The sequence below is a fragment of the Poseidonibacter lekithochrous genome, assembly GCF_013283835.1.
GTDB classification, from domain to species: Bacteria; Campylobacterota; Campylobacteria; order Campylobacterales; family Arcobacteraceae; genus Poseidonibacter; species Poseidonibacter lekithochrous.
This window is the reverse complement of record NZ_CP054052.1, coordinates 508,142-521,939: the sequence shown is the minus strand read 5'-3', so window position 1 is coordinate 521,939 and position 13,798 is coordinate 508,142. Positions and strand designations below refer to the sequence as shown.

Sequence of the window (13,798 nt, the reverse complement as noted above, 5' to 3'; positions counted from 1 at the left end):
TTTATATTATATTTGTATTGATATCGTTATCTATTTTTAGTGTTACTGTATTTCCACCACTATCTTTTGTATATACATCATAGTTTCCATCTGTTCCTGCATTAGTCCAATCTTTGTCTAAATCTTTAAAGTTTACAGTATCTGATGAATCACCTATAATTTCTAAAATATTATTATTATCTGTAATATCAATAATATCTTGTAATGAAAGGTTTGTTAAAGAATGATCACCACTTTTTGACAAGTCAATTTTTTCTATATTATTTATAATATCCTTACTATTATCACTACCTAAAGAGTTAAAATCAATATCAATATTATTTCCTAAAATCATTGTATCAATTCCTGCTCCAGCATCAATTGATTTACCACTTCCATAAAGAATAGTATTATCTTCAGCTCCAGTTATAATATTAGTACTTGCATCAATTTTTAAATTAAATGTTCCTTCACTATCATTTGCATCAGATAAAGTATCTGTAATACCATCTTTTGTATCTACAGTTTTTACAACAACATCTACATTTCCGTTATATTCTTTATATAATATTTCAATATCATTGATTTTATTGTATGCAATATCAGAAATAGTCCAAGTTTCAGAATCAAATGTTGCACTTGTAATAATTGTTCCATCTGAATATCTAAAGATTGCAGTATCATCTAAAGCAGTTCCTACACCTTTAAATTGTACTTGTAAAGTTTCACTTCCATCAGTATCTTTTACATTTGCATTAATATTCATTGCTGTCCAAGCATATTCCTCACCAAATGTTTTAGTAACTGTCATACTTAATAATTGATCAGCAACTGGTCTAAATTGAATCTCAAAGTTATTCACAGTTTGTTCAGTTTGAGATCCTGATTCTCCAGATTTAACTTTTAATGTTAAATTTTCAATCTTACCACTGAAATCTTCAACTCCAATTTTCTTAACACCAATTGTTTCTAATTCCGCAACAGAAGTAGCCACAAATGTATAATCATAAATATAATCGCCATTAGCATCTTTTCCTGCTACAGTTCCAGTTTGTTTTACACCTTTGAAATAAACATCAAAACCAAAAGGAACACCACTTAATGTAGCAAATGTGATACTTTCCGAAGAATCAACTAAAGATGCTCCTCCAAAGTTTAGGAACACTGTAGTATCTTCATCTCCTACTGCTGTTGGAGAAAATGGAGTAATCCCATCATTTACACCTTCTACATTTGCAGTTTTACTTGTACTTGAAAGTAAAGTTTGTGTTGTATAGCCACTAGATGCTGGATCTTCTTTAGTAATAGTATATGTTTTAATACTTACAGTATTTCCATACTCGTTACTTGGCGGTGTATATTTAACTTGAATATTATCTGATAAATTAACTCCTGTAATTACATAATAATTTCCAGCAGGTAAAGAGTTACCTTGTTCATCACTAATACTATTTGCAGAAATACTTGTAAGACTTGGTAATGTTCCACCAACTAATTCAAATGTTCCATTATTCCCACCATCAGTTGATACGGTATCTGATAGTTGTAAATAAACTTTTCCATCAATAATTGTTGTTCTATTTCCATCTGCAGTATTTGCTAAAGAAATAGTAAATATTTCACTACTATCTTCATTTATTGTTGTACTACCAGCAATATCTATACTAGTTGCATCAGTAACTGGTGCTATTTCTGTAGTAACATCATTAAATGAATATGTATTATGTTCATCTACTCCATAAGTAGTAATAGCCACATCAAATTTCACATTTGTTGGTGTATTAATATTTTCATTTGCATTTGGAGTAATTGATATTGAACTAAGAGAAGCTATAATATCATTTATATCTCCTGTACCTGTTAACGAATAGAATTCTGAATCAATAAACTCCATTCCAGAAATTGTACCACCCTCTAAATTTGTAATAGTAATTGCATACTTTCCTGTATTATTAGCAGGATTTGCATCTGCATCACTTACATTAAAGAAGTTATTTAAACTTTTTGCTTCATCTTCAACAAAATTAGTACTATTTAAAGTCACATTTAAATCCACGGGAGGAGTACTTGGATCTGGTTGAGTACCTGCAAAGTCACTACCATCTATAACTAAATTAAACGTCTCACTATTTGTTAAAACTTCTGCATTTGTATCTTGATGAGACACAGTAAATGTAATTGCAGCATTAATATCAGAATAGCTACCTTTTCCTACTGCAAATTTAATACTATTATTCTCTCCACTTGAAGAATTCATAACTAAATCATTTGAAATTTCAACTCTCCATCTTCCAGAATTAATAGCATTTCCAGCATTATCAAATTTATCTCCTAAATAAACTCCTCCAACTACATCTATGCCTTCTGGGACTCCTGATAATTCAACAGTTGCTAATATTTTTTCACTACCATCTAAATCTTTTCCATTAGATCCCTCTGAACTCATATCATCAGAAGTTAAAGTAAAAGGTACTTCGAAGATAGTATTATCTGTAACTGTTACTGTTTTAGAACCACTATCATAAGAAATATCATTATTCGCATCCGAATCTGCATCAACAATAGTATTTAAAACTAATGTTGCAGTATCAGTTTTTGCATTTACAGTAACATTATACGTTCCATTTACATAATTTGCATTTGAACTTTCATCATCATAAGTATTATCATTTTGAGTATGGTCTGTAAAATCTGAACCATCATTAGTTGTATCACTATTTTTATATCTATAATCAAATGAATAATCTGTATCTAAATCAGCTGGTGTTTTTGCAGTTATTGTATCACTATTAACATCTACACTTACCCATCCAGTTGAAGTAATATTAACTCCATTTTTAAATAATTGAACTCCAGCTAAAGATAAAGAATCTGTATTTATTTCTAATAAAGTTAAGCTCTCATTTGAATCTGAATTTTTATTAAAAGTAAATGTTAATGTTGCAGTTTCATCTTCATTTTGTGATGCGCTCCCACTAACTGTTCCATCTGTTTCTGGTGTTACTAATATTTTTAAAGGAACATTTGTAAATGATGATTTATTACCATCGTTTTCAATAGACTGAAGTTTTAAAGTTAAATCAACTTCTCCACTATAATTAGCTGGGATATCAAGTTTTACATTTGAGAAATCAGCAATTTCAACTAACCATTCTCTTGATGTACCACTTCCACCTAAAGCAAGTGCTCCACTAATATCAAATCCACTTGGAACATCTGTAATAATTACAAAACCACTCTCTGAACCGTCTCCACCCGTAATATCAGCAGATGTAAATCCTGGAGTATTAGCTGTAAATAATGTTTCTAAAGTTACTTGTGAAGTATCTTCTTTTACTATCTTATTATATGTTTTTGTCATATTATTTGTATCATCAATAGTTTCACTATTTAAACTATTATGAGTCATAACATCAGCTACACCTGCAACTTTTACATTTAAATCTAAGTTTGTAACTGAAGCACCTATATCTGTACCATCAACAGCATTTGCAGCTACTTTTAGATTGATATCATCATTTGAATTATATGGTGGTATAATTTTAAAAGCTTTAGAATTATCAAACTCTTTAATTTCTAAAGACCAATTTGCACCAGCATCATTTGTAGCTGTAATTTGAGCATTTACACTTGCACTTGTTTTTGTAATTAGATTACCATCATAATAAATTTCAGCACCATCTGGGATTTCACTTAAAACAATTGTATATGTTTCAGAACCATCTTTATCATCTGTTGTGATTGTAACATCTAAATCAATTCCAGAAGCAGCACTAGATACATCAGTTGAACCATCTGATTTTCTTCCAGCATCTTCATTTCCAAATGATTGTTTAATAGCAGCAGTTACATCATCAGCAACTGGTGTTATATTAATATTAAAATATACTTCTGCACTTTTTGCAACATCTGCACTTTCAGTTTCAGTATCATAATCTTTTGCTATTAATTCAATTTTAGCATTACTAATATTTCCACCAAAATTCTCAGGAAGTGTTAACTTAATATCATCATCATTTAATCTGCTAGTATAAGTCATAGATACTGTACCAGAGGAATCTGCAATATATTCGTCCACCTGAGTGGCAGTTGTTGTAGGATTTATACCTGTAACAACAATAGTAGTTATACTAAGAACAGTTCCTTCAGGAACACCTGTTATTTTGTAAGTTCTTGTTTCACTTCCATCTAAATCTCCTTTTAAGTCAGTTTCATAACCACTTGTTTTTGTAAGAAGTGATTTTAAATCAATAGTCCTATCAGCATTATCTTCAGAAATTGTATTAAATGTATAAGTATCATTTGTATTTATATTCGTACTTATTGTTCCTCTAGAATTATTATCCCAAGCAAGAGATATATCATCAGTTTTTGCAGTAATTATTACCCTCATACTATCTGAACTTGTTTCTTTTAAGTTATTATCACTTGTACTGATAGGTGTTCCATCATCTTTCACTTCATAAGAAGTAGTAGAAACAGTAATATTAATATCTCTATCATTATCTTCAGCATGAATAATTTTTAAAGCTTGATATTCAGCTGTCGTTAATTGTATAGCACCATCTGAAACAGGGTCTAGTCCACTATAATGGAAGTTTGCATCATCTGTAATATAAACTTTTACTATTTGATTACTTGAAGATATAGTTACAAGGTCCGTTCCATCGCCTTTTTCAAGTACTGCTCCAATAACAAAATCGCCATTTGTAAATTCTAATTCAATATATCCAAGTCTCTCAGGTTTATCACCAGAAGCACTTCCTGTAACATCATTTTTATCTGTTTGATCTAAACTTAATGATGGTTTTGTAAGACTTAAGGCAACACTATTTGTTCCTTCACTTGTATTATTAGAATCTTCTGTTGTTGTAACATTACTTGCCGAAACAGAAGGTGCATCAGCAATTGGATTAACCTCTACTGTAATAGTTGAAGAAGAAGTATCTCCATCATCATCAACAATTTCATAATCAAATGTTGGTAGATCAGTAGTATAATTACTATAATTTGTTACAGGAGTAAACGTTAATGTTCCATCTCCATTATTAGTTAATGAACCAATTATATCATCACCATTTTTATCATAAATATTTGTACTATTTCCACTTGCTACAGTAACTTGAACTCCATTTAATGGAGTGATTTTAACTGAATCAAAAGCATCCTGAGAAATTCTAATAGTTTTAGAACCACTATCCTCATTCATTACAATACTTGAAGGAGTTGAAGAAGGTGTTGAATCTTGAACTATAATATTAAATGTATCAATAGCATCATCATCTCCATCTACACCATTTTTATTATCAGTATCTTCTGTATAAACTGTTATTGGCAAAGTCCATTCTGTATCATGGTCTAATGATGGATTTGCATTCTTAGTATGATCAATTGGTAATGATAATTCAAAGTCATATTTAGCTGATGTTGAAGCAGGATTAGTAATAGTTATTTTAAATACTTCAGCTCCACTACTTGTTGTTTTATTAGCAGTTATTGTATGTCCATCTGAAGATAAAGTATACACTAATGATTCTCCAGCAGACTCAATCCCTAATGCATCTAAAGCTGTTATTGTAGAAACTGCAAATTTAGTATCTGCTATTTCATCAGACCCCTTAGATATATTTAATAAATTATTTTGAGATGTAAATGGTACTAATGAAACTCCATAACCTAATGTTAGCTCACTAACTGTTAAATCAGCTGGATTTATCATTGGATTAGCTCCATCAGTTACATCAATCTCTTGAGCTGCGCTAGATGTATCACCATCAGCATCAGTAATTACATAAGTAAAACTATCTATAACTTTATCATCTGTATTAACATTATCTGTTCCACTCTCATTTGATTCACTAGCATCAGAAATATAAGACCACGTACCATTTGTATTTACAGTTAATGAACCATATTTAGTATCAACAGTAACTGAACCACCTGATAAATTTACAGTTTGAGAACTATTACTTTCATTTGTATATGTAAAACTTGTAACAGTTGAAATTGGGTCATCAGCACCTTGCACATCATTATCTAATAAGTTAATCATTCCAGTTAAAGCAACATTACCTTCAACAACAGATAATTTAGCTTCAGAATTAGCTGTAGGAATATCATCTACAACACTTACATTAAATGTTGTTCCAGCAACAGTTGAGTCAATATCAGAAACATTAAAACTAAATGGTAAATTTAAACTATTTTCAGCATTTCCACTTACATGATCAATACTTCCTAAAAGTTCAAATCTATAAGCTTGTGTTGCTCCACTTATATCACTTGTATTTTGTAAATCAATTGTAAATATTGTATCAGCACCAGCTTTTGCAGTAATTGTGTGATTAGAATTACTTAAAGTATATGTAATTAGCACATTATTAGATTTTAAAGCTAAAGCTTCTAGAGCTGTTTTAGTTGAAGCATCAAAACTTACATCACTAATATCATCTTTATTTTTTGTAATATTAAGTGTTTGAGTTACTACAGTTGATTCTTTACTTGTATCACTACCTGATGCTAAATCATCTTCATCAACACTTGAATCTGGTGCACTTGCACTTGGGTTTGTATCAGTAACACTAACTGTAAAGTTAGCAGTTCCATTTGCCCCATTATCATCTGTAACAGTATAAGTAAATACATCATCTACACCATTTTTATTATTTTCCGTTGCATCTGGAGTAAAACTCCATGTTCCATCTTCATTAACTGTAATATTTCCATATTTAGAATCTACAGTAGCAGTCTTAGAACCTGGTATTCCAGTTAAAGTTGCAGTTTGAACAACATCTGATTCATCAGTATAAGTAAAGCTTGAGATTTTACCATTTATTCCTAACTCATCATTATCAAGTAAATTCATACTCTGTGTTACACTTGTAATTGCAGTTGCACCCTCAACTACAGTTTCATTTTCATCATTTAAATCAATTTCTTCGTTAATAGTTCCCTTTGCACTATTAACCGTTGCATTAGCTCCATTAGTAGTATCAGCAATTTTTACATTTTCAAAATAATCACTATGAGAATCTATAGAAGCAATTTTTACATCATATGTTTCAGTACCTTCTTTTAAAGAATCATCTGTAATAATATTTGTAAAAGTATAATCACTTCCTCCATTACCAGTAATTGTTACAGTAGTTTTCTTACTTGTAAAGTCAGCATTTACTGTTCCATCATTTGTATATGATAAAGTAATATTAATTGTTTCGCCATTTGCAAGATTTACAGCATTACCATCTTTATCTACTAGTTTTATATTATGAGTTAAAGTAGCTGCATTTGCTTCTTCTTTTACATCATCTCCACTTAATTGAACGTAAATAGTATCAATTGGTTCATTTGGAACCTTATCATTAGCATCATCTTTGATTGTTGTTGTTACTGGGTTTGTATCTATTGTTACATTCTCATATCCACCACTTGTTGGTGCATATGTATTATCTGTGATTCTTACTGTAAAGTTCTCATTATTATCACTTAAGTAATCATCATATGTACTTGTACTTATTACTGTACCTAATGTTACATTTCCTTGGGCATCATTATCATAATCTTCACTTCCATCATTTTTACTTTGACTTGAAGCTCCACTTGCTGTATTATCTGCAAATGTGATATCTACATTTCCTACTTGATTATCTAATTTTGTACTTGGGCTAAATGTTGTTTCATTTGGTGCAAATGCTAATACCATATATTTAGCATCATTACCTTCATTTACATCATTTGCAAATGTATAGTTCCCACTTCCATCTAATACTGGTGTTCCATCACTATTTAATGCTACTAGTTTTAATATCACTGATTCATGTGTTGGTTCTGGTCCATCATTTGGTGTATTTGGTGTCCCTGTATCATCTTTGATTGTTGTTGTTACTGGGTTTGTATCTATTGTTACATTCTCATATCCACCACTTGTTGGTGCATATGTATTATCTGTGATTCTTACTGTAAAGTTCTCATTATTATCACTTAAGTAATCATCATATGTACTTGTACTTATTACTGTACCTAATGTTACATTTCCTTGGGCATCATTATCATAATCTTCACTTCCATCATTTTTACTTTGACTTGAAGCTCCACTTGCTGTATTATCTGCAAATGTGATATCTACATTTCCTACTTGATTATCTAATTTTGTACTTGGGCTAAATGTTGTTTCATTTGGTGCAAATGCTAATACCATATATTTAGCATCATTACCTTCATTTACATCATTTGCAAATGTATAGTTCCCACTTCCATCTAATACTGGTGTTCCATCACTATTTAATGCTACTAGTTTTAATATCACTGATTCATGTGTTGGTTCTGGTCCATCATTTGGTGTATTTGGTGTCCCTGTATCATCTTTGATTGTTGTTGTTACTGGGTTTGTATCTATTGTTACATTCTCATATCCACCACTTGTTGGTGCATATGTATTATCTGTGATTCTTACTGTAAAGTTCTCATTATTATCACTTAAGTAATCATCATATGTACTTGTACTTATTACTGTACCTAATGTTACATTTCCTTGGGCATCATTATCATAATCTTCACTTCCATCATTTTTACTTTGACTTGAAGCTCCACTTGCTGTATTATCTGCAAATGTGATATCTACATTTCCTACTTGATTATCTAATTTTGTACTTGGGCTAAATGTTGTTTCATTTGGTGCAAATGCTAATACCATATATTTAGCATCATTACCTTCATTTACATCATTTGCAAATGTATAGTTCCCACTTCCATCTAATACTGGTGTTCCATCACTATTTAATGCTACTAGTTTTAATATCACTGATTCATGTGTTGGTTCTGGTCCATCATTTGGTGTATTTGGTGTCCCTGTATCATCTTTGATTGTTGTTGTTACTGGGTTTGTATCTATTGTTACATTCTCATATCCACCACTTGTTGGTGCATATGTATTATCTGTGATTCTTACTGTAAAGTTCTCATTATTATCACTTAAGTAATCATCATATGTACTTGTACTTATTACTGTACCTAATGTTACATTTCCTTGGGCATCATTATCATAATCTTCACTTCCATCATTTTTACTTTGACTTGAAGCTCCACTTGCTGTATTATCTGCAAATGTGATATCTACATTTCCTACTTGATTATCTAATTTTGTACTTGGGCTAAATGTTGTTTCATTTGGTGCAAATGCTAATACCATATATTTAGCATCATTACCTTCATTTACATCATTTGCAAATGTATAGTTCCCACTTCCATCTAATACTGGTGTTCCATCACTATTTAATGCTACTAGTTTTAATATCACTGATTCATGTGTTGGTTCTGGTCCATCATTTGGTGTATTTGGTGTCCCTGTATCATCTTTGATTGTTGTTGTTACTGGGTTTGTATCTATTGTTACATTCTCATATCCACCACTTGTTGGTGCATATGTATTATCTGTGATTCTTACTGTAAAGTTCTCATTATTATCACTTAAGTAATCATCATATGTACTTGTACTTATTACTGTACCTAATGTTACATTTCCTTGGGCATCATTATCATAATCTTCACTTCCATCATTTTTACTTTGACTTGAAGCTCCACTTGCTGTATTATCTGCAAATGTGATATCTACATTTCCTACTTGATTATCTAATTTTGTACTTGGGCTAAATGTTGTTTCATTTGGTGCAAATGCTAATACCATATATTTAGCATCATTACCTTCATTTACATCATTTGCAAATGTATAGTTCCCACTTCCATCTAATACTGGTGTTCCATCACTATTTAATGCTACTAGTTTTAATATCACTGATTCATGTGTTGGTTCTGGTCCATCATTTGGTGTATTTGGTGTCCCTGTATCATCTTTGATTGTTGTTGTTACTGGGTTTGTATCTATTGTTACATTCTCATATCCACCACTTGTTGGTGCATATGTATTATCTGTGATTCTTACTGTAAAGTTCTCATTATTATCACTTAAGTAATCATCATATGTACTTGTACTTATTACTGTACCTAATGTTACATTTCCTTGGGCATCATTATCATAATCTTCACTTCCATCATTTTTACTTTGACTTGAAGCTCCACTTGCTGTATTATCTGCAAATGTGATATCTACATTTCCTACTTGATTATCTAATTTTGTACTTGGGCTAAATGTTGTTTCATTTGGTGCAAATGCTAATACCATATATTTAGCATCATTACCTTCATTTACATCATTTGCAAATGTATAGTTCCCACTTCCATCTAATACTGGTGTTCCATCACTATTTAATGCTACTAGTTTTAATATCACTGATTCATGTGTTGGTTCTGGTCCATCATTTGGTGTATTTGGTGTCCCTGTATCATCTTTGATTGTTGTTGTTACTGGGTTTGTATCTATTGTTACATTCTCATATCCACCACTTGTTGGTGCATATGTATTATCTGTGATTCTTACTGTAAAGTTCTCATTATTATCACTTAAGTAATCATCATATGTACTTGTACTTATTACTGTACCTAATGTTACATTTCCTTGGGCATCATTATCATAATCTTCACTTCCATCATTTTTACTTTGACTTGAAGCTCCACTTGCTGTATTATCTGCAAATGTGATATCTACATTTCCTACTTGATTATCTAATTTTGTACTTGGGCTAAATGTTGTTTCATTTGGTGCAAATGCTAATACCATATATTTAGCATCATTACCTTCATTTACATCATTTGCAAATGTATAGTTCCCACTTCCATCTAATACTGGTGTTCCATCACTATTTAATGCTACTAGTTTTAATATCACTGATTCATGTGTTGGTTCTGGTCCATCATTTGGTGTATTTGGTGTCCCTGTATCATCTTTGATTGTTGTTGTTACTGGGTTTGTATCTATTGTTACATTCTCATATCCACCACTTGTTGGTGCATATGTATTATCTGTGATTCTTACTGTAAAGTTCTCATTATTATCACTTAAGTAATCATCATATGTACTTGTACTTATTACTGTACCTAATGTTACATTTCCTTGGGCATCATTATCATAATCTTCACTTCCATCATTTTTACTTTGACTTGAAGCTCCACTTGCTGTATTATCTGCAAATGTGATATCTACATTTCCTACTTGATTATCTAATTTTGTACTTGGGCTAAATGTTGTTTCATTTGGTGCAAATGCTAATACCATATATTTAGCATCATTACCTTCATTTACATCATTTGCAAATGTATAGTTCCCACTTCCATCTAATACTGGTGTTCCATCACTATTTAATGCTACTAGTTTTAATATCACTGATTCATGTGTTGGTTCTGGTCCATCATTTGGTGTATTTGGTGTCCCTGTATCATCTTTGATTGTTGTTGTTACTGGGTTTGTATCTATTGTTACATTCTCATATCCACCACTTGTTGGTGCATATGTATTATCTGTGATTCTTACTGTAAAGTTCTCATTATTATCACTTAAGTAATCATCATATGTACTTGTACTTATTACTGTACCTAATGTTACATTTCCTTGGGCATCATTATCATAATCTTCACTTCCATCATTTTTACTTTGACTTGAAGCTCCACTTGCTGTATTATCTGCAAATGTGATATCTACATTTCCTACTTGATTATCTAATTTTGTACTTGGGCTAAATGTTGTTTCATTTGGTGCAAATGCTAATACCATATATTTAGCATCATTACCTTCATTTACATCATTTGCAAATGTATAGTTCCCACTTCCATCTAATACTGGTGTTCCATCACTATTTAATGCTACTAGTTTTAATATCACTGATTCATGTGTTGGTTCTGGTCCATCATTTGGTGTATTTGGTGTCCCTGTATCATCTTTGATTGTTGTTGTTACTGGGTTTGTATCTATTGTTACATTCTCATATCCACCACTTGTTGGTGCATATGTATTATCTGTGATTCTTACTGTAAAGTTCTCATTATTATCACTTAAGTAATCATCATATGTACTTGTACTTATTACTGTACCTAATGTTACATTTCCTTGGGCATCATTATCATAATCTTCACTTCCATCATTTTTACTTTGACTTGAAGCTCCACTTGCTGTATTATCTGCAAATGTGATATCTACATTTCCTACTTGATTATCTAATTTTGTACTTGGGCTAAATGTTGTTTCATTTGGTGCAAATGCTAATACCATATATTTAGCATCATTACCTTCATTTACATCATTTGCAAATGTATAGTTCCCACTTCCATCTAATACTGGTGTTCCATCACTATTTAATGCTACTAGTTTTAATATCACTGATTCATGTGTTGGTTCTGGTCCATCATTTGGTGTATTTGGTGTCCCTGTATCATCTTTGATTGTTGTTACAACAGGAGTAGTATTATGAATAACATTTTCATAAAAAGAAGCATTTGAATAAGTATCATCAGTAATTTGAACATTAAATGTTTCATTATTATCAGAGATATAATCATCTAAAGCTACAGCTTGAAAAACAGTATTTAAAGCTACTGTCGCATTATTTGCAGAAAAATCAAGCTCAGCATCTCCCGATGTTCCAGTTCTTACTGCAGTTCCATCAGTAAAAGTAATATCCACATTCCCACTTGCACTTATTTCATTTCCATTTGGATCAAGCATAATTACTTTATAGTATGCTGTTTCACCTTCATTAATTGTAGCAGGAGGAATTTCATTTCCATTAATATCTGTTGGTATTAATTTTAATGTTACACTATCTAAAGTAGGTTCTATTAAATCTGTATCATCATTAGGAGTATCAGGTTGAGAATCATCAATAATAGTCGTAGTAACTCTATCTGCTTTTGGATCAATGATTAAACTATCAAAACTTCCCCCATTAGCATCAGTAATTACAATAGTATAAGGTTCATTATTATCAGAAAAGTAATCATCAATTGTAGGTAAAGTAAATGTAGTTTCTTTACTTCCAGCAGGGATTGTAACTTCTTGTTCTGAAGTATAGTCTGTTCCATCAATAGCAACACCACTATAAGATAAAGTTACAACAACATCAGTAGCTGGAACTTCAGTTAAAGATAAAGTATAAACTGTCTCATTACCTTCAATAACAATAGGAGCTCCACTTATTGATAATCTAGCTTCAACAAATAAAAGCTCCTCACCAAGAATATTCTCTTCTTGTTCTCTAACATCAACAACAGGTTCACGTAAATCAGCGATAACATCGGCAATTTCACCATTTCTATCTAATTCTCTAGCTGTAGAATCATCAGATTGTATTTCTTCTTCATCTTCATTATCTTCTACATTATTTTCATTGTTAGTATCTGCTACTAAATTAGTTTCATCTACTAATTCATTTTCTAAAGAGTCTAATGTATTATTATCAATTGCATTTTCTTGAAAAGCATTTGTATTATTTTGAGTAACAGTAGAATCTAAAATAATTGGATTTTGATTGTTAATCACAACATCTTGCACATTGTTCACATTTACAGTGGCATTGTTATTTTGTGTATTTTGAATTAAAGGAGATTCACTCGCAGGTAAATCATCAGAAAGCTCTAACGTTTGTCCAGCACTTAATTCAACAATATTTCCACCATTATCAACAATTTGCACTTGCCCATCAACAACTTGCACACTTGCTTGAACTTGGTTTCCTACTTGTATTTCTTGGCCTTCTTGAAGAGGAATACTATTTCCATTAGCATCTACTATTTCAATTTCACCATTTATTTCTCTAACTTCACCTGTTGCTTCAGCCATTATATACTCCTACATAATAATTATTAAGAAAATAATAGCTGATAAAATGATTTTTTATATTGTACGATAGTACAATAAAAGAAAGAAATTTGTTAT

1 protein-coding gene is annotated in these 13,798 nt (G+C 31.1%); it reads right to left on the bottom strand.

Annotation, left to right across the window (positions count from 1 at the left end; translation table 11 throughout):
- Position 1 precedes the first annotated feature (1 nt).
- Positions 2 to 13,702 (bottom strand): immunoglobulin-like domain-containing protein, encoded by a 13,701-nt coding sequence (locus ALEK_RS02535; protein ID WP_173424112.1) that lies wholly within the window; start codon positions 13,700 to 13,702, stop codon positions 2 to 4.
- Positions 13,703 to 13,798 lie beyond the last annotated feature (96 nt).

Excerpts from the sequence above, each read along its gene's own strand:
- ALEK_RS02535 (WP_173424112.1), bottom strand. The coding sequence starts at position 13,702 with ATGGCTGAAGCAACAGGTGAAGTTAGAGAAATAAATGGTGAAATTGAA.